The organism is Mesorhizobium loti, assembly GCF_013170705.1.
Classification (GTDB): Bacteria; Pseudomonadota; Alphaproteobacteria; order Rhizobiales; family Rhizobiaceae; genus Mesorhizobium; species Mesorhizobium loti_D.
Window position 1 is genome coordinate 4,082,509 of sequence record NZ_CP033334.1, and the last position, 20,176, is coordinate 4,102,684.

A 20,176-nucleotide genomic window follows, 5' to 3' on the forward strand; every position below is an offset into this window, starting at 1 on the left:
GGACCGCCCCATGGCATTCGCGTTGCTGGACCAGATACGCTCAATCTTCGACGGCGACCCCGGTGTGCGCAAGGTCGCGGACGATCCGGTGCTGTCGGCCGAACTTCTGATGCTTTTCCGCATGATCCTGGCCGACGGAACGGTCAGCGAGAGCGAGATGGTTGCCTTCCGCCGCATCTGCAAGGATGCCTTCGGCATCCAGGAAACCAGCATCGACGCCGTCATCGAATATCTCAACGAGTTCGGCTACGAGACCAACGGCTCGCAAGCGATGGCGCTGTTTCGCGATCTCGACGTCGAACGGCGCAAGCAATTGGCCCGGCACATGGCGGAAATCGCCAAGGCGGATTCGCAACTGGCCGAGAGCGAGGTGCGCCTCTTGCGCCGCACGCTCGACCTGCTCGACATCAGCCCGGTCGATGTGGTGAAGCCGGAAGAATAGGGGCTGTCATCCCGCTCACCCTTGCTCCTGCATCTTCCGAGCGATCGCTCGGTGTAAATCGGGGGCCGCGGTAACCAATGCCCTGGCGGCCTCGGACTGCGGATGGTCCAGCACCTCGTGCGTCTTGCCGCGCTCGACGATCTTGCCTTCATGCATCACCAGCACCTCGTCGGTGATGGCACGGGCGACGGTCAGGTCATGGGTGATGAAGAGATAGGCGATGCCGAGCTTCTGGTTGAGCTCGGCGAAGAGATCGAGGATCTGGGCGCGGATCGAGACGTCGAGCGCCGAGACCGGCTCGTCGGCGACGACCAGCTTGGGGCGGGTGATGATGGCGCGGGCAATCGACAGGCGCTGGCGCTGGCCGCCGGAGAACTCGTGCGGGTACTTCTCCATGTCGCGTTGGTCGAGGCCGACCTCGTGCAGTGCATGCGCCACCATCTCGCGGCGCTCGGCGCGTGTCGGTTTTTTCTCCAGCACATGCAAGGGTTCCGAGACCAGTTTCTCGACCTTCTGGCGCGGGTCGAAGGAGCCGTAAGGATCCTGGAAGACAACCTGCATGTCACGCCGGGCCGGCTTCAAATCGGCCTCGCTCTTGCCGGTGATCGTTTCGCCGCGAAACCGGATCGTGCCTGAACTCGGCCGGTCCAGTGCCAGGATCATGCGCGCGAGCGTCGACTTGCCGCAACCGGAGCGGCCTACCAGCGCCACCGACTGGCCTGGCGTCATCGACAGCGAGACATCGTCCACGGCGCGGATGTCAGGCGCGCGGCGGAACAGCGAGGCGCGGCGGCCGCGATAGTCGCGGGTTACACCTTCCACCTGAAGCAAGGGCTTGCCCTGGCTGGCGTCATGTCGTCTGGCGCGTGCCGGCACATGCATCGAGGCTTGCGCCAGCTGGCGCGTGTAGGGGTGGAGTTGTTCGGACAGCGTGCGCGCGGTGTCTCCGGCCTCCATCACCTCGCCGCGGCGCAGGATGGTGATGCGGTCGGCCATCTCGGTCACCACGGCGAGGTCGTGCGAGATCAGCAGCAGGCCCATACGGCTCTCCGCGACGAGGTCACGCAGAAGGTCCAGGATTTGCGCCTGCAGCACGACGTCGAGCGCCGTCGTCGGCTCGTCGGCGATCAGCAGCTTCGGTTTCAAGGCGCAGGCGATGGCGATGACGACACGCTGGCGCTGGCCGCCGGACAGTTCGTGCGGATAGCGCGACATCGGGAATTCTGCCGAGGGCAGACCGACCCGGTCGAGCATTTTGCGCGCCCGCTCTTCGGCTTGCGCGCGCGTCGCCCTGGTGTGCCAGCGTATGCCCTCGGCTACCTGTTCGCCGATGGTCTTGACCGGGTTCAGCGCCGTCATCGGCTCCTGGAAAACCATGCCGATGTCGTCGCCGCGCAGCGCGCACATCTGGTCCTCGCTTGCCGCGAGGATATCGATGCCGTCGAACGATACGCGCCCGGTGGCGCGCGCTGCATGGGGAAGAAGACGCATCATCGTCAGCGCGGTCATCGATTTGCCGGAGCCGGATTCGCCAACCAGCCCCATGACCTCGCCGGGCGCGACGGAAAGCTCGATGTCCTTCAGGATCTGGGTGTCGCCGATGGACAACGACAGGTTCTCGATCTCCAGCAGGCTCATCGCTGCCGCCGTGATTTCGGGTCGAGAATATCGGCGATGCCGTCGCCCAGAAGATTGAGCCCAAGCACGGTGATGACGATCGCCATGCCGGGGAAGATCGCCATCCAGGGCGCCACCACCATGCGGGTCTGGGCGTCGAACAGCATGCGGCCCCAACTCGGCATTGGCGGCTGCGCGCCAAGGCCGAGATAGGAAAGCCCGGCCTCGGCCAGGATACCCAGCGCGAATTGGATGGTGCCCTGGACCAGCAGCAGCGTGGCGATGTTGGGCAGCACATGTTCGACGCTGATCTGCGTGCTGCTCTTGCCCGCGGCGCGCGCGGCGAGGATGAATTCGCGCGGCCAGATCGCCAGCGCGCCGGCGCGAGCGACACGGGCAAAGACCGGGATGTTGAAGATGCCGATGGCGATGATGGCGTTGACCGCGCCCGGCCCGAAGATGGCGGTGATCATGATCGCCGACAGCAGCGCCGGGAAGGCGAAGACCAGATCGTTGACGCGCATCAGCACCTCGTCGACCAAGCCGCCGCGTGCCGCGGCAAAGGCGCCGAGCGGCACGCCGATACCCATGCCGATGCCGACCGCGACCAGCGCCACGGCGATCGAATTGCGGGCGCCAACCATGACCATCGACAGGATATCGCGGCCGAAATGGTCGGTGCCGAACCAGTGGCCCAGCGAGGGGCCTTGCGTCTTGTCCGCAATGATCAGCTTCGTCACGTCGTATGGCGTCCAGACATAGGAGACTAAAGCCATCGCCAGGATCAATACGGTGACGACGAAGCCGGTGACGAAAGCCGTGTTTCGGAACGCCTTGGCCAGAATGGAGCTGAATGTCTCCTCGGGGATATCGAGGTGCAAGGTCATTGCAGGCCTCTCAAGCGCGGATCGACGACCGCGTAGGAAAGGTCGACAACGAGGTTGACGGCAATGACGGCGGCGACCAGCAGCATGACGACGCTTTCGACGACGATCAAATCGCGCTGCGTGATCGCCTGGAACACCAGCCGGCCGAGGCCGGGCAAATAGAAGACGTTCTCGATGATGATGGTGCCGGCAAGCAGGAAGGCGAATTGCAAGCCAAGGATGGTCAGAACCGGGATCATGGCGTTGCGCAGCGCATGCCGCCACAGTACGGCGCGATAGGGCAGGCCCTTGGCGCGGGCGGTGCGGATGTAGTCCTCGTTCAGCACTTCGATCAGGGCAGAACGGGTGACGCGCGCCAGGATCGCTGCTTGCGGCAGCGCAAGGGCGATCGCCGGCAGCAGTAGCGATTTCAGCGCAGGCCAGATACCGGCACCCCAGCCGGGAAACCCGCCGGCCGGCACCAGCCGCAGCCAGACGGCGAAGACATAAATCAGCATCAGCGCGAACCAGAAATTGGGCACTGCGACGCCAAGCTGTGCCGCGCCCATGGAAATCGTGTCACCGGCGCGGCCGCGCCGGCTGGCGGAAAACAGGCCGACCGGAATGGCGATGAGGGTGGAGAGCGCGAGCGCGATCAGCGCCAGCGGCAGGGAGACGGCCAAGCGTTCACGAACGAGGTCGATGACCGGCACCGAGTAGGTGTAGGAGCGGCCGAAATCGAGGCTGAGCAGGCCGCCGGCCCAGTGAAGGTAACGCCAAGCCAGCGGCGCGTTGAGACCCATCTGGTTACGCAGAAGCTCCACCTGGTCGGCGCTCGCATTCATGCCCAGCATCAGCCGCGCCGGATCGCCGGGAAGGATCTCCAGCACCGCGAACACCACGATGGAAGCCAGCGCCAGCGTGGCGAGGGAGATGGCGAGGCGCTTGAGCAGGTAGGCTGTCATGGGAGGTCGACGCTACTAGCGTCGTCATCCTGGGGTGGAGCAGGAGCGAAGCGATGTCGCGGAGGCCCCAGGATCCATGCTGTGAAAGAGATCGAAGGGCGCGACGGTGCAAAGCCAGCGTCGCCTCTCTCTACCTTCAAAGCTATCTCCCAGATTCTGCGCCGCGGGGGCGCTCGTAAGTCACGGAATGGATCCTGGGGTCCACGCAGCCGCTGCGCGCCTGCTTTGCCCCAGGATGACGAAACCGAGAGAGCCTCACTCGCTCCACTTCACCTTGGTCAGGTCGTTGGCGGGGATCGGGGCGTTTTCCCACAAGCCTTGCAGCTTGGCGTCCCAGACCCCGACCTTGGGCAGTTCGTAGAGGAAGCCGACCACGGCATCGTCGGCCAGGATCTTTTGTGCCTCGGCATACAATTCCTTGCGCTTGGCTTCGTCGGACGTCAGTTCCAGATCGGCAATGACCTTGTTGAAGGCGGGGTTGTCGTAGTTGAAGTAGTAGTCCTTGCGCGCGTAGATATCGATGTCGTTCGGCTCGGTATGGGACACGATGGTCAGGTCGTAGTCCTTCTTGGTGAACACCTGTTCCAGCCACTGCGCCCACTCGACGGGGATGATTTCCAGGTTGATGCCGACATCGCGGAGCTGCGAGGCGATGATCTCGCCGCCGAGCCGCGCATAGGTCGTCGGCGGCAGCTTCAACGTGGCCTTGAAGCCGTTCTCCAGTCCCGCCTCCTTGAGGAGTTCCTTGGCCTTGGCCACGTCGTGCGGATAGCGGCCGGTCAGGTCGACATAATATTTGTTGGCCGGCGACATATGCGAGCCGATCGGCAGGCCGAGCCCGGCCGAGGCGCCATCGACGATCGCCTTGCGATCGAGCGCGTAGGAGATCGCCTGCCTGACCTGCAGCTTGTCGAAGGGTGGCTTCTTGTTGTTGATGGACAGGATGGTCTCGCCTTCGGTCGCGCCAACCACCACCTTGAAGCGCGGATCATCCTTGACCTGGGAAACGCTGTCGGGATCGAAGAAGGGGAAAGCCTGGATGTCTCCGGAAAGCAGAGCCGGCACCGCGGCCGCGGCATCGGGAACGATGCGGAATTCGACCTTTTCGAGGAAAGCAGGCGTGCCCCAGTAATGATCTGATTTCACCAGGGTGATCGACGAGCCCTTGGCCCAGTTTTGGAATTTGAAGGGGCCGGTGCCAACGGGCTTTTCCTTGTTGGTGTCGGCGGATTTCGACGAAACGATCACCGCATCGCCCCAGCCCATATTGTAGAGGAACGAGCCCTGCGGGTGGGTGAGCGTCACCTTCACGGTGGCGGGGTCGACCACGTCGACCTTGTCGATGGCGGCAAAGAGCTGCTTTTGCGCGTTGACGGAATTTTCCGCGCGGGCACGGTCGAGCGAGAACTTCACGTCGTCGGCGCTGAAATCGGCGCCGTCGTGGAATTTCACGCCGGCGTGCAGCTTGAAGGTGTAGACCTTGCCGTCATCGGAAATGGTCCAGCTTTCGGCGAGATCCGGCAGAACCTCGCCATTGGGGCCGATCCGGGTCAGGCCCTCGAACACGTTGGCGTAGGTGACCTCCCGGATTGCCGCGGCCGCTCCCGCCGTCGGGTCGAGATGCGGTGGTTCAAGCGGAATGCCGATGACAAGATCGGCCCGAGCGGCAAACGCCGAAGTGGCGGTTGCGACCGCCAGCACGGCAGCGGCCAGAAGGGTCTTCCACAGTTTCATCGCTGAACTCCCCATGTGCTCAAATGCTCAAGCCAGCGGATAGAAGCGTGATTTGGCGCGGGAGTAAATTGCGTTTCGTGCTGTCGCGTCGCGCCAGGAGAAATGTTTTTTGCGCCGCAGGCCGATCATCCGGTTGTGCCGCGCAGCAGCACGTTGAGCCCGATCGCCATCACCTTGGCCGCTTCCACCATGTCCTCTATGCCGACCCACTCGTCCGGCCGGTGGGCGAGGTCGAGAATGCCCGGTCCATAGGCGATACAGTCGTAAATATGGCCGATGCGGGCAATGTGCTTCTGGTCGTACGTGCCGGGCGAGATGACGTAGTCGGGCTCGCGGTCGAAGATCGCGTGAATGCCTTGCGCCACGGCCTTGACCACCGGCGCGTCGCGCTCGGTCATCAACGGCAGTACTTCCATCAGGTCGCGGATCTCGTAGTCGAATTTCTTGCGCTCGCGCTTCAGCCGCTCGAGAATGTCGGTCACTTCGCCCTTGACCGTGGCGAGATCTTCCTCGAGCAGGAAGCGGCGGTCGATGGTCAGCCGACAGGAATCGGGCACGTTGGGCGAGGGCAGGCCAGGCCGGAAATCCTCGGTCTGGCCGCCATGGATGGAATTGATGTTCATGGTCGAGCGCCTGGCGCCTTCGGGCACGACCGGCATGCGCGTCACCTTGCGGTCGAGCGCCGGGAACAACTCGTCCTCGAAAGCCTTCAGCACGGCGCCCATATGGCGCACCGCATTGTCGCCCAGAAACGGCATCGAGCCATGCGCGATCTCGCCCTTGGTCTCGATCTCCGCCCACCAGACACCGCGGTGGCCAAGGCAGATGCGGTCCTTGTTCAACGGCTCGGGGATGATGACGTGGTCGACCTTGGGCTTGGAGAAATAGCCGAGGCCGGCCAGATGGGCGACGCCGCCGAAGCCGCCGGATTCCTCGTCGACCGTGCCCGATATTTCGATGGCGCCGGGGAAATCGGGATAAACGTCCATGAAGGCTTCGGCCGCGATGATCGACGCGGCCAGGCCGCCCTTCATGTCGCAGGCGCCACGTCCATAGACCTTGCCGTCCTTGACGATGCCGGCGAACGGATCGACGGTCCAGCCGTCGCCGGCCTCGACGACGTCGATATGCGAGTTGAAGTGGACGCAGGCACCGGGCGAGCGGCCGTCGAAACGGGCCACGACATTGACGCGCGGATAGCGGTCGGTGTCGCCGGGCGTGCCTTCGGCGCGGATGAATTCGGTTTCAAAACCGCGCTTTCTCAGCCGCGCGCCAAGATATTCGGCGCATGGCCGGTAGGCTTCGCCCGGTGGGTTGATGGTCGGAAAACGGATGAGGTCGGCGGTCAGCGCGACGACATCGTCGCGCCTGTCATCGATTGCCTTGAGGAGTCGTTCGTTCATCCGCTGAGTTGAGCAGCGATCCCGGCGGTTTTGCAAGCCCACCGACCATCAAGTCCGTGCGACGTGTCGTTGCGGCAACTATCGCGGGAAATCGTTCAAATTCGCTGCTTTGGATTGGGGAATTGATCAAGGAGTGTGTGTTATCCGTTCACTGCCATTAAAAATGGTGAAAAACAACGTGATGGCGAGCCGGCAAGGGGCAATCAAAGGGGTTTGATCGCATGAAGAAGTTCTTTCTCGTGGCAGCGGCGATGTTGGCAACCGCGCTGTTGGGTACGCCGTCCGCAAGTTACGCGGCGATGTTGGAAGCGAAGATCGACGTGTCGTCGCAGACGATGACGGTGCGGTACGGGTCGGAGGTCTATCGCTGGGCCGTGTCGACCGCCCGCTCGGGTTATTTCACCCCGCGTGGCACATATCGGCCGCAGCGAACCGCCAAGATGTGGTATTCGCGCAAATACGACATGTCGCCGATGCCTTATTCGGTGTTCTTCCATGGTGGATATGCCATCCATGGGACGGGCGCTGTCAGGCAACTCGGCCGTCCGGCCTCGCATGGCTGCGTGCGGCTGCACACGGCCAATGCGGCTGCCTTTTATTCGATGGTGCGGGAAGTGGGCTTCGGCAACACGCGCATTGTCGTGGCGAACTGAAACGTCCCGGATTCGCCGGTGGCATCAATCGCTGGCGCAGAGTCACTTTCTCGCCAGCAGCTTGGGCTAGGCGCTTGCGGCAGGAGCCGGCTTCGGCCGCTTCTTGCGCCGCCAGTTGCTGATTTCCCACCTTTTGTGAAACCACATCCACTGGCCGGGATCCTCGCGCACCCAGCGTTCGACCACATCGTTCAGCATCTGGGTGGTGGCGTGGACGTCGACGCTGCCGTCAGCGGTACGCGGCAAGACCAGTCTGTCCTCGATCTCGAGCCGGAAGCGGTTGCCTGGCAATCTGATGCAACGCGCCGGATAGACGTCGCAGTCATAGTGGCGGGCAAGGGTGCCGAGCACCCGGTTGCTTTGGCAGGGGCGACCGAAGAAGGTCGTCTCCAGGCCGTTGGAGAATTTCTGGTCGACAAGGACGCCGATATTGCCGCCGTTTTCCAGCACGGAGGCCAGGGCAAACGAGGCCCCCGCCATCGACGGCAGCAGCGCGCCCATGGTCGAGCGCCGCGTCGAAAGAATGTAGTCGGCAAGGTATGGGTTGTTGGGCGGGCGGAACAGCGCCGTGATGTTCATGCCGAAAGTGGCCGCCGCCACCGGCAGCAGTTCGAAATTGCCGAGATGGCCGGTGAAGACGATATGCGGCTGCTTTTCGGCGGCGATCTCGACGAAATGTTCTACTCCCTTGACCTCGACGCGGCCGGGCTTGCTGGCGGCCGGATCATAGTCGAACAGGGCGTCGAGGAAGATGTATTCGGCGGCGAGCCGGGCCATGTTGCCCCACATGTCGGAGGCGATGGCCTCGATTTCGTCCTCGCTCTTTTCCGGATAGGCCTTGCGCAGATTGTCGATGGCGACCTGATGGCGTCCGACCCGGGGGCCAATGAGGCGCGCGACCCGGTCGGCGAAATTCAATGCGCTGTCGACCGGCAACAGGCGCAGCACCGAAAGGATGATCATCGCCGCACGCGCAACCAGCCAGTAGTTCGCTTGGCGCAACTGCCGACCATAGCGAAATTTGACGTCGCGGCGAAGCTTCTTGAGCACCGAGGTCAAGGCCCTAGGCGACGCGCAGGATGATCTTGCCGAAGACGTCGCGGCCTTCCATGCGCTTCAGCGCGGCGTCGATATCATCGAATCCGACCTCGGTGTCGATGACCGGTGCGACCTGTCCCGCCGCCATTTTCTGCATGGCGTTGGCCATGTTTTCCATGCGGCAACCGAAGGATCCGAGCAGCTTCAGTTGCTGCTGGAACAGCTGCATCAGGTTGATCTGCGTCGACACGCCGGAGGTCGAGCCGCAGGTCACCAGGCGGCCGCCGCGTTTCAGGCACAGCATCGAGCCGGCAAAGGTGTCGGCGCCGACGTGCTCGAACACGACGTCGACGCCCTTCTTCTTTGTCAGCTTGCGCACGACGCCTTCGAAGCGGTCGTCGCGATAGTTGATGACATGGTCGGCGCCGAGCGCCTTGGCCTTGTCGATCTTGTCGTTCGAGCCGACCGTGGTGATGATGGTGCAACCCATCCGCTTGGCCAGCTGAATGGCGGCCGAGCCGATGCCGGAGCCGCCGGCATGGACAAGGATGGTTTCACCCGGCTGAAGCCTGGCGTTGTCGAACAGCATGTGCTCGACCGTGCCGAAGGTAACGGGCGCCACCGCGGCGCCAATGTCGGTCACGCCGGGTGGAGCGGGGACCAGCAGGCGTGCGGGCAGGTTGATCTTTTCCTGCGCGAAGCCGTCGAGATGGAAACCGTGAACGCCGGAAACATGTTCGCACAGATTGTCGCGGCCTTCGCGGCAGGCGCGACAAAGGCCGCAGGTGCGCGCGCCATAGATCGACACCAATTGTCCGGGCAGCAGGCTGGAAACGCCAGGGCCGACCGCCTCGACCTCGCCGGAGGCCTCGGCGCCGACGACCAGCGGCAGCTTGCGCTTGGCGAAGGCCATGCCGCGCCAGCCCCAGACGTCGATATGGTTCAGTGCCACCGCCTTGATGCGCAGCGTGACTTCGCCGAGTGCGGGGGGCGGCGGGGGCGGCAGGTCCACCGTCTCAAGACGGCGGTCCTCGATAAGTTGCAATGCGCGCATTGGGCCTGTCGGTTCAGTGGGACTGAAAAAGGTCGCTTAGACCGGTTCCCGTGTCATGACAAGGCAAGTGTTCTGGCCGCCGAAGCCGAAGGAGTTCGACAAAACGCTCCGAACCTCGGCATTGCGCTTCTTGTTGGGCACCACGTCGAGCACGATCGCCGGATCGGGATTGTCGTAGTTGATGGTCGGCGGAATGACGCTTTCGCGCATCGTCATCAGCGAAAACGCCGCCTCGACGGCGCCGGCCGCCGACAGGGTGTGGCCGATCATCGACTTGTTCGACGACACCGGCATGGAGCTTATGCGCTCGCCGAATACGGTCGACAGTGCCAGATGTTCCATCTTGTCGTTCTCGGGGGTCGACGTGCCGTGGGCGTTGACATAGTCGATCTCGTCTTCACCCAGGCCGGCATCGGCGAGGGCGGCGCGAACCGCGGCGATGGCGGGCGAAGCGTCCGGCTTCGAGCGGGTGCGGTGGAAGTCGTCGGCCTTCTCGCCGCAACCGCTGAGGACGCCAAGAATGGTCGCGCCGCGAGCCAATGCCGCCTCAAGCGATTCCAACACCAGCGCCCCGGACCCCTCGGCCAATACGAAGCCGTCGCGATCCCTGGAGAAAGGCTTCGATGCCTTTTCGGGAATGTCGTTGTGCGTGGAGAGCGCCGAAAGCAATGAGAAGCGAATCAATGCCTCGGCGGTGGCAGAACCGTCCGCGCCGATCGATAGCGCACGGTCGCATTCGCCGCGTCGGATCGCCTCGACACCGAGCTGGATCGCGGTGGCACCCGAAGCGCAGGCCGTCGACAGGGTGATCGGCAGACCGCGTGTGCCAAGGCGGTCGGCAAGGCGGTCGGCGATAGAACCGAACTGGGTGGTTTCGAAAATATCCAGCTCTTTCAAGCTACGCGCCACCCGAAGCAGTCTTTCGGCGGCGGTGTCGTCCTTGTCCTTGTCGGAATTGTAGAGCGAGAAGCGCTCGGCCCAGTCGAGTTCAACCGGCGGCGATGCGAGGAAAAGCGGTCCGCCGAAGTCGCTGGAATCAAGACCGGATTCGGTCACCGCTTCGAGGCCGGCAAGCTCGGCCAGCTCATAGGTGAGCGGGCTGGCACCTTTCGAACTCGACGGCAGGAAATCGACCATGCCGGAGATGCGGGTGTTCAGTTGATCGATGGGAAAGCGGGTGATCGGGTGGATGCCCGACTTGCCGGAGGTCAACGCCGCCCAATTGTCGGTCTTGCCGACGCCGAGCGAGGTGACAACGCCGATGCCGGTGACGGCGACAATTGGCCTGCCCATGTGATCGTTCAGATTGGCCATCCGGGAGCCCTCGAGCGTTTATCGTTGCAGCATGGATCGCGAGCGCCGCGTTATGCGGCGTTGACCAGCGCCATGCCCTCGAATTGGTGATAGCCGATCGCCGTTGCAAGGACGCTTGCGGGAATGCCTTTGAACGGCTTCTCGGCGGCGGCATCGAAAACAGGGTAAGCGGCCTTGCGGTCGACGGCGAGTGCCGCCAGCGCCACCGCGAAAGGAAACTGCGCTTCCTTCATGTGCCCGGTCAGTGTCGAGAAGCCGCGCGCGGCGATCCCGGGATTGGCATCGAGCACCGTCTTCTCGGCGGTGGTTGCGGCATGCGCGCCCGAGGCACCCGACAGGGCAAGCAGCTTGCCGTTCGGCAGCGCCGCCTGGCCGAGCAGCGCGGCGATCTCGGCATCGAGCTCTCCGCGTGGCCGCCTGGCGCGGCCTGAAACGACCGGGCCGAGTTCGGCGTAGATCTTGCGCCCACGGCTCACGGCGTGTTCGCGCTGCTCCAGCACCAGGAAGGCACCGCCGGATCCCGTGACGACGCCGCCACCCTCGGCACCCTGTCTTTGCCACACAGGTTTCCACGGGCCGCGATGCAAATAGCCGGCAAGCTCGTAACCGAGCAGCATGTCGGAATGTTCGGTCTGGAAGGCGCCGCCGACCAGAATGTGCGTCGACTGGCCGGAGCGGATGCGGGCAGCGGCCGTTTCGACGGCGGCGACGCCGGCACCTTCCTCGCCCATGAAGGTGCGTGACGAGCCTGTCACCTTGTGGACGATGGAGATGTTGCCAGCGAGCAGGTTGGAAAGCTGCGCCAAAAACAGGGTCGGCCGCAACTCGGTGGTCAGCTTCTCGTTGAGCAGCACGTCGCGGTCATTGCGGCTCTCGGATGCGGCGAGAATGGCGGCGTCAACCGCCTCGTCGCGCTCGCCGCCGCCGGCGGCCACCACCATGTCCATGGTCGCGCAGAGCTCGTCATTGCCCTTGATGCCGGCATCGTCGAGCGCAAGCCCGGCGGCATAGGTGCCGAGCCGCTGCCAGGTTTCCATCTGCCGCTGATCGCCACGCTTGGCGATCTGCAGGTTCCAGTCGATTTCGGGCAGCGGGTGGACGGTGTAGGGCGCGAAGCGCGCGGCTTCGAGCACCGGCTGCAGGCCCGGCTGCGCCAGCTTCTGCCAGTGGGCGTCCGGACCTTCTCCTAGCGAGGAGACAAGGCCGATACCAGTGATGACGACGTCGCGGGGGCTGCTCATGAGCGGCTTTGTGGGTCAGGCGGCAGAGCGCGTCAAGGTCGCGCGCTCAACTGACATCAGGCGGTCTTGGCGGCGACCAGTGCGTCGATCTTGGCGCACAGGTTCTTCATGACGAAGTAGTCGTCGGTCGACGCCTTGCCGTCATTGACTTCCTGGGTCCACTTTTCCAGCGGCACCTTGATGCCGAATTCCTTGTCGATGGCGAAGACGATGTCGAGGAAATCGAGGCTGTCGATGCCGAGATCGTCGATCGTGTGGCTCTCGGGTGTGATGGTGTCGATATCGATCTCGCTGGTGTCGGCAATGATCTTGGCGACTTTGTCGAACGTGGTGGACAAGGGCTTTTCCTTCTTTGCGGGCGGAATCTGTCCGCATCTTGTTTGGGCGCTGTCTAATCGGTTTTTCCCGGCAGGAAAAGGCCTGATAAGCCGGGCGCAGATGGGTAGGCTGCCCAAGAAACGCAAGAAGGGCCGCCGGTCAACCCGGCGGCCCTTCCCATTACGTCACGTCAGTCGCTGTTTCGATGCCTGTCGTTTTCCCAAAACCGGAACCAATTTTGGACGATACGCATCAGTTGTCGCGGGTTGTCGCAGGCGGCTGTCGGGGCGAGTTCGCGGCTTTTTTCAGCGGTGGCCTTCGGCAACACCGCCAGATGTCGCGAGAGGCTTGATGGTACCAATGTACCATGATACCAATTCACCATGAACATTGAACGCGTGCAGACGGGCGTGCGCCTGGAAAAGCGGCTGGTGAAGGTGCTCAAGGCGCTGGCCGAGCATCGCGACATGAGCCTTGGCGATCTCATCGAAGGCATCGTGCTGCATGCCTTCGAAGGGCAGGCGCCGTTTTCGCCAGCGACCCTGGAAACGATCAGCCAATTGAAGCGCATCTACGGGCTGGAGCTTGGCGCCGCGGACAGCCACGGTCTGGCTGAAGCGCCGCCGTCGGACGGAGTGGAAAGGGAAGGAAAGGCGGATGACGAGCCATCTTGAGCGCAGCCACAGCATCGTCCTTTCCGGTCCGGTCGACCGCGTCTTCCCGCTGTTCACGCCGATCGGCGAGACCCTTTGGGTGGAGGGCTGGGATCCGGAATTTCTGCACCCGCAAAATGGAGATACGCGGCAAGGCATGGTCTTCCGGACTGTCCACGGCGACGAGACGACGCTCTGGGCCTGCGCCGACTGGGATCCTGTCGCGCATCGCGTCCGCTATGTCAGGGTTACGCCGGATTCACGTTTCGGATTTGTCGAGGTGGCCTGCCGCCCGGCCGCCGACGGTGGCACGCAGGCATCGATTGCCTACACGTTCACGGCTCTGACGGCAGCAGGGGACGCGTATCTGTCGGAATTGACCGAGGACGCGTTCGTACACATGATCGAGGCGTGGAAAGTCCGCATCGATACGTGGTTGCTCACCGGTTCGTCAGCCGGCTCCGGCCATGATTAGAACGTAACACGGCCGAGCACACGCAGGCCGTCGCCCTGCGGCTCGACGACCACGGCTTCGCCCTCTCGCGGCGAAACCCCGGTCAGCGCCACGATGTCTTCCAGATGGGTGACCATGATCAGGTTGTCGGAACCGGAATAGGCGCGGATTTCCTTCATGATGGCGGCGATCTGGGCGGCCTTCTGCGCATCGTCGCCTTTCAGCAGATCGAGCGGCGCAAACAGCTCCGGCTCGGCCTCGAAGGCGATGCGGGCGGTGTCGAGGCAGCGGCAGTAGCGGCTCGACAGCACGCGTTCGACCGGCGCGGCGCGGGCGGCAAACAACGCGCCGATCTTGCTCGCCTGCTGCTTACCGCGCGCCGAGAGGTTGATCTGGGTGGCGCAGCTGTCGATGTCGAAATTGGCCGGATCGGTGGTGCCGGTGACCATGGCATGGCGCAGCAGCACGACATGGCCGCCATCGCGCAGCAACGCCCAGCCGGCATCCGTGGCATGCGCCGCGAAGGGAATGACGAGCAGGAACAAGGCCAGGGCAAATCGAATCATCGCGGTCCTTCCATGAGCCTGGCATCAGACTCCGACCATTCGCATATAGGGATCGGAAGGCCGGCACAAAGACAAGCGGGCGTCGCGGACGTCCCAGCCTCACTTTTTGGCGAGCTGCTGCTTCACCAGATCGATCTTCTGGTCGGTGAGCGGGATGGGTATGGTGTAGCCGGCTTCGGTGAAGCCCTGCTTGGCGTTCTCGAAGAACTCGATGGCCCTGAGATATTCCGGCTTGCCGCCGCCATAGCTGGCGCGGTTCCAGTGGATGTCGCCAAGATTGTTCTGTTCAAAGGCCCATTGCATGGGCTGACTTTCGCGCGTGAACACCTTCAGTGTCGCGGTGAAGGCCGCCTCGGCCTCGTCGAGATATTTTCCGGTCCGTTCGATGTTGCCGAGGTTGAGCAGGCTCATGCCGATGCCGTTCTGGGCGTTGGCCCAGTCGACCGGCGCGGACTCGATGGACAGCACTTCAAGTGCCGCCCGCCGCGCCGCGATAGAATCTTGCAAGGTTTTCGGATCGGCATTGCTCATGCTCAGCCAGTGCAGCGTCGAGCCCAGACCGGCCTGGGCCAGCGCCCATTGCCGAGGGTTCGTCTCGCGCTTGTATTCGCGCAACGCATTCCGATAGGCGTCGACCGCCTCGCTGTAGTGCTCGGGCTTGTCCGTGACGCCGCCAAGAAGCTGCAGCGTGTTGCCGAGATTGTAGTAGCTCATGGCCCAATCCTGCGGGAATTTCCGCCTGACATAGACCTGCCGGGCGGCCTGGAAGGCTGCCGCCGACTGTTCGAGCTTGGCCGCATCGCGGGTTCGCTGGCCAAGCGTCTGATAGATCGAGCCGAGATTGTTCTGCGCCGACGCCCAATCCATCGGGAACCGCTGGCGGGTAAACACGGTGAGCGCGTCATCATAAGCCGCGGCGGCCTCTTCGAGCGTGCCCGTGCCGATATCGAAGCGGGCAACCCCGCTCAGCGCGTTGCCGAGATTGAGCCGGCTGGTTGCCCATGACACCGGGAAGGTCTCGCGGGTCCGCACCTTCAGCGCCGCGCGAAACGCATCGGCCGCCTCGTTGATCTTGGCCTTGTCGTTGAGCTGGATGCCTGAAGTCACAAGGGTATTGCCGAGATTATTCTCGACCATCGCCCATTCCACCGGCGTTTTCTCGCGCGTGTATTCCTCGAGCGCCAGCCGGTAGGCGGCTTCCGCTTCCTTCAGGTGCTCGCCGGCAGGGTCGCGCTCGGAAAGGGCGTAGAGCGCGAGGCCGAGATTGTTCTGCGAGGCGGCCCAGTCGAGCGGCAGCTTGTCGCGTGGGCGCTTTTCGAGCGTGGCGTGCATCGCCGCCACCGCTTCATTGAGTCGTTTCGGATCGCTTTCCCGCTCACCGATCTTCAGGAGCACATTGGCGAGGTTATTCTGCGCGGCCGCCCAGTTGCGGTCGTCCTTCTCGTGCTCGAAAACGGCAAGCGAATCGCGAAAGATCCGTGCCGCTTCTTCGAGACGGGCGGTTTCGGTCTCGCGTTCACCGATGGTCTGCAACACCACCGCCATGTTGTTGCGAGTGATGGCCCAGTCACGGTTCTGCTCGCCATTCGGGATGAAGTTCAGGATGACGCGATAGGCTTCGATCGCGTGCTGCAGCGCATCGAGGTCGCCGGTGGCATAGCCATGGGCATTGAGTGCCTCGGCTTCCTGGTTCTTGTAGTTCCAGCGCAGCTTCTCGTCCCATTTCTCGGCCAGCGAGAATGCCTTGGCGTAGTCGTTGGCGGCGGATCTGTAGTCGAAGATCAGCGCCGACGCGTCGGCGCGCTTGGCGTAGATGGCGGCGTCGGCGATGCGTTTCTGCCGGACCAGGTCCTCGGCCTCGTCAACAGCGTCGCCGTTCTGCTCGACCCTGCCGACCGCGTCATCGAGGAATTTGCGCGCCGTCACCATTGCGCCCTGGCTGATGGCCTTGTCGGCGGACGCGACCAGCCGCTTGATCTCCGGATCGTCCGTACGCAACGCCGCGCGCTCGGACATCATCTTCTTCAGCCGCTCGGCCTGTGCGTCGAGCACCTTGTGCAGGTCGGCCGGATCCTCGGGGATCTTTTCCGTGCCGAGTGCCCTGAGTACCCCATAGAGCGCGTCGAGCGGCACCCCGTCCTGCAGCGAGGCCAGTTCCACTTGCGCCCTTTTGGGATCGGGCAGGTCGGAAATGGTCAGGAGCAGTTGCCGCCGTTCGCCGGTGATCAGCCCGTCATCGCCTGTCGGTTCCGGTGGCGCGACGCCGAAATAGAGCAGCCGGCGCAGGCTTTCATTGACCCAGGGGCGCTGCTTCGCCTTGGTGTCGAGATAGACTTCCTCGGTCACCATGCGCATGACCGAGCCGAACTCCGTGCCTTTCATCGCCGCGAGGTGGCGTAGCAGCGCGGCTGCGTAAGGGCTGTTTTCCCCGGGGGCACCATCCAGAGCCGGGCGCCCCGGTTCGGCGGCGAAGCCGACCACAGTGCCCAGGCTCGCATCGGCCGCCGGTGCGTTGCCGAGGGCCTTGGCGCCACGGACCGGTTCCAGCCCGCCGGCACCGATCGGCTCGGCGGAAGCGGTTGGTGCGCGCCGCACCACGGCGTCGGCGGGAAACGGATTGGTGCGGCAGGCGTCGAGCAGCATGATCGTCACCGGCACGGTCTTCTTCAATTCATCCATGACGGCGGACATCGGCACCAGCGCCTGACCGGCATCCTTGAGCGACGAGACGTCGGCATCGACCGGAACCAGATAGTTCTCGCCGCCGGCTTCGATGCCGTGCCCGGAATAGTAGATGAAGGCGACGTCGACGCCTTCGGCATCCTCGACGAACCGTTCGAGGTCGCGCTTCAACCTGGCGGCATCGCGATCGGTGACGTTGCGGGCGTCGAAACCGAGGTCTGTCAGCATCTTGGCCATGTCGCGGGCGTCGTTGGCCGGGTTGGGCAGGGCGGCGATGTGTTCATATTTCGACTGACCGATAATCAGCGCCACGCCCTTGAGGTTTTTCGGTTCGGCAAGCGCAAACGCCGTCGCGGCAAGACAAAACAGCGCGGCGACGAAGGCCGTCAGCCACATCCGCGCAAAAAGATTGCGTCCTGAGGTTTCGACAAAGGTCATTTGTCGTTCGTGTCCGCCCTGATGTTCCAAACCCTCTATAACGCTGCCAGCAGACCATGATCAAATTCGGGCATGATCAAATTCGGGCGCGATTGCGCCACGGGCGTGGCTCGCCTATCCCTGAAAAATGTCCCCACTCACAGAAACCGTCCTTTTCGTCTTCAGCCTCGTCGCGCTCGGCTATCTCGCCGGGCTCACCGGTTATCTCAGGCCGGCGAGCGGTGAGGGGATATCGGACTTCGCGGTCTCGGTGGCGATGCCGCTGCTTCTGTTCCAGACGATGGTGAATGCCGATTTCCACGGCGTGGCGCCATGGCCGCTGTGGGGAGCTTATTTCACGTCTGTGGCGATAACCTGGGCCGTCGGCCATCTCGTCACCACGAGGATCTTCGGACGTGATGCGCGCGCCGGCGTCGTCGGGGGCGTGTCGTCGGCCTATTCCAATGTCGTGCTGCTCGGCGCGCCGTTCATCCTTGGCGTATTCGGCCCGAGCGGCTTCGAAGTGCTGTCGCTTCTGGTCTCCGTGCATCTGCCGGTCATGATGATGGCCTCGATCGTGCTGTTCGAGATGTTTGGCCGCGGCAGCGGCGACCATGTCCATCCGCTGCGGGTGCTGCGCAGCTTCCTGCGGCGGCTGTTCATGAACCCGCTGATCATCGGCATTCTGCTGGGGCTGGCATGGCGCCTCAGCGGCGTGCCGCTGCCTGACCTCGCCATGCGGCTGGTCGATGCGCTGGCCGACACGGCCGGGCCGGTGGCGCTGTTTGCCATGGGGCTCAGCCTGCGTCGCTTCGGCGTTTCCGGCAATGTCAGGCCGGCCCTGGCGCTTTCGGCGCTGAAGCTGTTCCTGATGCCTGCGCTGGTTCTCGCCTTCGTATGGCTGCTCGGCCTGCCGCCGATGACCGCCAAGGTGGCGGTCGTGGTCGCGGCGCTGCCATCCGGGATCAATTCCTATCTCATCGCCGTGCAGTTCAACACCGGCCAGGCGCTGGCTTCGAACCAGATGACCATCGCCACGGCCTGTGCCGCCATCACCACGGCTTTCTGGCTGACCGTGGTTCTCCACGTCTACGGTTAGTTCGTCTTCGGCTGGTTTCGTGCTGGCCCAAAGCCTATATGCCATCTTGCAATTGATTGCGTGGCTTGCCCTAGGTAAAGAGCACTGGCTCCAGTGTCCCGGCCTCGATATCATCGGGCACGCCCATCGAAGAAAATCCAGATACCGGCCCGTCAGTGCGCCGAGCGGAGGCTAGACCATGCTTCAGAAAACCAGCCATTTCATGCGGCAGGCCAATCTCATCAACGGCGAATGGGTGCAGGCCGACAGCGGCCAGACGGTCGACGTCAACAATCCCGCCACCGGCCTCAAGATCGGCACCGTGCCGAAGTCGGGCAAGGCCGAGACCCGCCGCGCCATCGAGGCGGCCGATGCCGCCTTCAAGTCGTGGCGCAAGACCACCGCGCTCGAACGCTCGAAGCTGCTGCGCAAGCTGCATGACGCGATGATGGACAATCAGGACGTGCTGGCCGAACTGCTGACCATCGAGCAGGGCAAGTCTCTGTTCGAATCGAAGGGCGAGATCGGCTCGGCCGCGGCTTATATATTGTGGTTCGCCGAGGAGGGCCGCCGCACCTATGGCGACGTTGTGCCGTCACCATGGGCGGATCGCCGTATCCTGGTGACCAAGGAACCGGTCGGCGTCATCGCCGCCATCACGCCGTGGAATTTCCCGTCCTCGATGCTGGCCCGCAAGCTCGGTCCCGCACTGGCCGCGGGCTGCACCGCCGTCGTCAAGCCGGCCTCGCAGACGCCATATTCGGGCCTCGCCTGGGGCGCGCTGGCCGAGGAAGTCGGCTTCCCCAAGGGCGTCGTCAACATCCTGACCGGTGCCGCCGGAGAAATCGGCGACGAGATCTGCGCCAATCCGCTGGTCAAGAAGATCACCTTCACGGGCTCGACCGAAGTCGGCAAGATCCTGATCCAGAAGTCGTCGGTCACCGTCAAGAAAGTCTCGATGGAACTTGGCGGCAACGCGCCGTTCATCGTCTTCGACGACGCCGATATCGACCGTGCCGTCACCGGCGCCATAACCGCCAAGTACCGCAATTCCGGCCAGACCTGCGTGTGCACCAACCGCTTCCTCGTGCAGGCCGGCGTCTATGACAAGTTCGTCGAGAAACTGGCCGCCGCCAGCAACGGGCTGAAGGTCGGTTCCGGCCTCGAGGAAGGCGTGCAGCAGGGACCGCTGATCGACGAGAAGGCGGTCGAGAAGGTCGAGGAACTGATCGCCGACGCCACCTCGAAGGGGGGCAAGATCGTCGCCGGCGGCAAGCGTCATGCGCTCGGCGGCTCGTTCTTCCAGCCGACGGTCATCGCCAATGCCACGCCCAAGATGCGCTTCATGAAGGAAGAGATCTTCGGCCCGGTCGCACCGGTGTTCAAGTTCGAGACCGAGGAAGAGGCGGTGCAACTGGCCAACGACACCGAGTTCGGCCTTGCCTGCTACTTCTACACCGGTGATCTCGGCCGTGCCTTCCGGGTCATGGAAGGGCTGAAATACGGCATGGTCGGCGTCAATGAAGGCCTCATCACGACGCCAGAGGCGCCGTTCGGCGGCGTCAAGGAATCGGGTCTCGGCAAGGAAGGCGGACATCAGGGCATCGAGGATTATCTCGACACCAAATATGTCTGCATTGGCGGCCTCGGCCTCTGATAGACTGGTCTTGAGATGGGCAGG

At 63.5% G+C, this 20,176-nt stretch carries 18 protein-coding genes; 6 read left to right on the forward strand and 12 right to left on the reverse strand.

Annotated elements, in window-relative coordinates; genetic code table 11:
* Nucleotides 1-10: 10 nt before the first annotated feature.
* Complete coding sequence (locus tag EB815_RS19835; protein WP_056572520.1) at nucleotides 11-442, forward strand: TerB family tellurite resistance protein; 432 nt, start codon at nucleotides 11-13, stop codon at nucleotides 440-442.
* 15 nt (nucleotides 443-457) lie between these two features.
* On the opposite strand, the gene EB815_RS19840 is transcribed toward EB815_RS19835, so the two are convergent.
* The 5 genes from EB815_RS19840 to EB815_RS19860 form a co-directional block, all read right to left on the reverse strand.
* On the reverse strand, nucleotides 458-2,080 hold the full coding sequence (locus EB815_RS19840; protein ID WP_056572518.1) for an ABC transporter ATP-binding protein: 1,623 nt from the start codon (nucleotides 2,078-2,080) through the stop codon (nucleotides 458-460).
* On the reverse strand, nucleotides 2,077-2,946 hold the full coding sequence (locus EB815_RS19845) for an ABC transporter permease (protein ID WP_056572516.1): 870 nt from the start codon (nucleotides 2,944-2,946) through the stop codon (nucleotides 2,077-2,079). Before EB815_RS19845 ends, EB815_RS19840 begins: the two co-directional genes overlap by 4 nt.
* Nucleotides 2,943-3,890 (reverse strand): ABC transporter permease, encoded by a 948-nt coding sequence (locus tag EB815_RS19850; protein WP_056572515.1) that lies wholly within the window; start codon nucleotides 3,888-3,890, stop codon nucleotides 2,943-2,945. Before EB815_RS19850 ends, EB815_RS19845 begins: the two co-directional genes overlap by 4 nt.
* Nucleotides 3,891-4,145: 255 nt before the next feature.
* A complete protein-coding gene (locus tag EB815_RS19855; RefSeq protein ID WP_056572513.1) occupies nucleotides 4,146-5,624 on the reverse strand; it encodes an ABC transporter substrate-binding protein in 1,479 nt (492 codons plus the stop codon).
* 125 nt (nucleotides 5,625-5,749) lie between these two features.
* A complete protein-coding gene (locus tag EB815_RS19860; RefSeq protein ID WP_056572511.1) occupies nucleotides 5,750-7,027 on the reverse strand; it encodes an acetylornithine deacetylase/succinyl-diaminopimelate desuccinylase family protein in 1,278 nt (425 codons plus the stop codon).
* Between the two features lie 221 nt (nucleotides 7,028-7,248).
* Between EB815_RS19860 and EB815_RS19865 the strand changes: the two genes are divergently transcribed.
* A complete protein-coding gene (locus tag EB815_RS19865) occupies nucleotides 7,249-7,680 on the forward strand; it encodes a L,D-transpeptidase (protein WP_056572510.1) in 432 nt (143 codons plus the stop codon).
* A 66-nt stretch (nucleotides 7,681-7,746) separates the two neighbouring features.
* Here the strand turns inward: EB815_RS19865 and EB815_RS19870 are convergent, their stop codons facing one another.
* The 5 genes from EB815_RS19870 to EB815_RS19890 are packed head-to-tail and all read right to left on the reverse strand — an operon-like array spanning nucleotide 7,747 to nucleotide 12,665.
* Complete coding sequence (locus tag EB815_RS19870; protein ID WP_056573437.1) at nucleotides 7,747-8,730, reverse strand: lipid A biosynthesis lauroyl acyltransferase; 984 nt, start codon at nucleotides 8,728-8,730, stop codon at nucleotides 7,747-7,749.
* 13 nt (nucleotides 8,731-8,743) lie between these two features.
* A complete protein-coding gene (locus EB815_RS19875; protein ID WP_056572508.1) occupies nucleotides 8,744-9,772 on the reverse strand; it encodes a zinc-binding dehydrogenase in 1,029 nt (342 codons plus the stop codon).
* A 36-nt stretch (nucleotides 9,773-9,808) separates the two neighbouring features.
* Entirely contained in the window at nucleotides 9,809-11,086 is a 1,278-nt protein-coding gene (locus EB815_RS19880) for a beta-ketoacyl-ACP synthase (protein ID WP_056572506.1), read from the reverse strand.
* Nucleotides 11,087-11,136: 50 nt separating this feature from the next.
* Nucleotides 11,137-12,327: a beta-ketoacyl-ACP synthase gene (locus tag EB815_RS19885; RefSeq protein WP_056572504.1), complete on the reverse strand. Its 1,191-nt coding sequence runs from the start codon at nucleotides 12,325-12,327 to the stop codon at nucleotides 11,137-11,139.
* Nucleotides 12,328-12,383: 56 nt separating this feature from the next.
* On the reverse strand, nucleotides 12,384-12,665 hold the full coding sequence (locus tag EB815_RS19890; protein ID WP_010909964.1) for an acyl carrier protein: 282 nt from the start codon (nucleotides 12,663-12,665) through the stop codon (nucleotides 12,384-12,386).
* Nucleotides 12,666-13,028: 363 nt separating this feature from the next.
* Here EB815_RS19890 and EB815_RS19895 point away from each other — a divergent pair, with 363 nt between their 5' ends.
* Both EB815_RS19895 and EB815_RS19900 read left to right on the forward strand, forming a co-directional pair.
* Nucleotides 13,029-13,319, forward strand: a complete 291-nt coding sequence (locus EB815_RS19895) for a hypothetical protein (RefSeq protein ID WP_056572501.1) — start codon at nucleotides 13,029-13,031, stop codon at nucleotides 13,317-13,319.
* Nucleotides 13,303-13,773 carry a hypothetical protein gene (locus EB815_RS19900; protein WP_056572499.1) on the forward strand — a complete coding sequence of 157 codons (471 nt, stop codon included), beginning with the start codon at nucleotides 13,303-13,305 and terminating at the stop codon, nucleotides 13,771-13,773. The genes EB815_RS19895 and EB815_RS19900 overlap by 17 nt, the downstream gene beginning before the upstream one ends.
* Here EB815_RS19900 and EB815_RS19905 read toward each other — a convergent pair.
* Both EB815_RS19905 and EB815_RS19910 read right to left on the reverse strand, forming a co-directional pair.
* Nucleotides 13,770-14,318, reverse strand: a complete 549-nt coding sequence (locus EB815_RS19905; protein ID WP_056572497.1) for a histidine phosphatase family protein — start codon at nucleotides 14,316-14,318, stop codon at nucleotides 13,770-13,772. The genes EB815_RS19900 and EB815_RS19905 overlap by 4 nt on opposite strands.
* Before the next feature lie 99 nt (nucleotides 14,319-14,417).
* The gene (locus EB815_RS19910) at nucleotides 14,418-17,438 is read right to left on the reverse strand and encodes a caspase family protein (protein WP_056572495.1); all 3,021 of its coding nucleotides are present in this window, start codon (nucleotides 17,436-17,438) and stop codon (nucleotides 14,418-14,420) included.
* Nucleotides 17,439-17,565: 127 nt separating this feature from the next.
* On the opposite strand from EB815_RS19910, the gene EB815_RS19915 reads away from it, so the two are divergent.
* Nucleotides 17,566-18,516 carry an AEC family transporter gene (locus tag EB815_RS19915; RefSeq protein ID WP_056572492.1) on the forward strand — a complete coding sequence of 317 codons (951 nt, stop codon included), beginning with the start codon at nucleotides 17,566-17,568 and terminating at the stop codon, nucleotides 18,514-18,516.
* Between the two features lie 178 nt (nucleotides 18,517-18,694).
* Entirely contained in the window at nucleotides 18,695-20,152 is a 1,458-nt protein-coding gene (locus EB815_RS19920; RefSeq protein ID WP_056572490.1) for an NAD-dependent succinate-semialdehyde dehydrogenase, read from the forward strand.
* The last annotated feature ends 24 nt before the right edge of the window (nucleotides 20,153-20,176 follow it).

Excerpts from the sequence above, each read along its gene's own strand:
- EB815_RS19835 (WP_056572520.1), top strand. The coding sequence starts at position 11 with ATGGCATTCGCGTTGCTGGACCAGATACGCTCAATCTTCGACGGCGAC.
- EB815_RS19840 (WP_056572518.1), bottom strand. The coding sequence starts at position 2,080 with ATGAGCCTGCTGGAGATCGAGAACCTGTCGTTGTCCATCGGCGACACC.
- EB815_RS19845 (WP_056572516.1), bottom strand. The coding sequence starts at position 2,946 with ATGACCTTGCACCTCGATATCCCCGAGGAGACATTCAGCTCCATTCTG.
- EB815_RS19850 (WP_056572515.1), bottom strand. The coding sequence starts at position 3,890 with ATGACAGCCTACCTGCTCAAGCGCCTCGCCATCTCCCTCGCCACGCTG.
- EB815_RS19855 (WP_056572513.1), bottom strand. The coding sequence starts at position 5,624 with ATGAAACTGTGGAAGACCCTTCTGGCCGCTGCCGTGCTGGCGGTCGCA.
- EB815_RS19860 (WP_056572511.1), bottom strand. The coding sequence starts at position 7,027 with ATGAACGAACGACTCCTCAAGGCAATCGATGACAGGCGCGACGATGTC.
- EB815_RS19865 (WP_056572510.1), top strand. The coding sequence starts at position 7,249 with ATGAAGAAGTTCTTTCTCGTGGCAGCGGCGATGTTGGCAACCGCGCTG.
- EB815_RS19875 (WP_056572508.1), bottom strand. The coding sequence starts at position 9,772 with ATGCGCGCATTGCAACTTATCGAGGACCGCCGTCTTGAGACGGTGGAC.
- EB815_RS19880 (WP_056572506.1), bottom strand. The coding sequence starts at position 11,086 with ATGGCCAATCTGAACGATCACATGGGCAGGCCAATTGTCGCCGTCACC.
- EB815_RS19885 (WP_056572504.1), bottom strand. The coding sequence starts at position 12,327 with ATGAGCAGCCCCCGCGACGTCGTCATCACTGGTATCGGCCTTGTCTCC.
- EB815_RS19895 (WP_056572501.1), top strand. The coding sequence starts at position 13,029 with ATGAACATTGAACGCGTGCAGACGGGCGTGCGCCTGGAAAAGCGGCTG.
- EB815_RS19900 (WP_056572499.1), top strand. The coding sequence starts at position 13,303 with ATGACGAGCCATCTTGAGCGCAGCCACAGCATCGTCCTTTCCGGTCCG.
- EB815_RS19905 (WP_056572497.1), bottom strand. The coding sequence starts at position 14,318 with ATGATTCGATTTGCCCTGGCCTTGTTCCTGCTCGTCATTCCCTTCGCG.
- EB815_RS19910 (WP_056572495.1), bottom strand. The coding sequence starts at position 17,438 with ATGACCTTTGTCGAAACCTCAGGACGCAATCTTTTTGCGCGGATGTGG.
- EB815_RS19915 (WP_056572492.1), top strand. The coding sequence starts at position 17,566 with ATGTCCCCACTCACAGAAACCGTCCTTTTCGTCTTCAGCCTCGTCGCG.
- EB815_RS19920 (WP_056572490.1), top strand. The coding sequence starts at position 18,695 with ATGCTTCAGAAAACCAGCCATTTCATGCGGCAGGCCAATCTCATCAAC.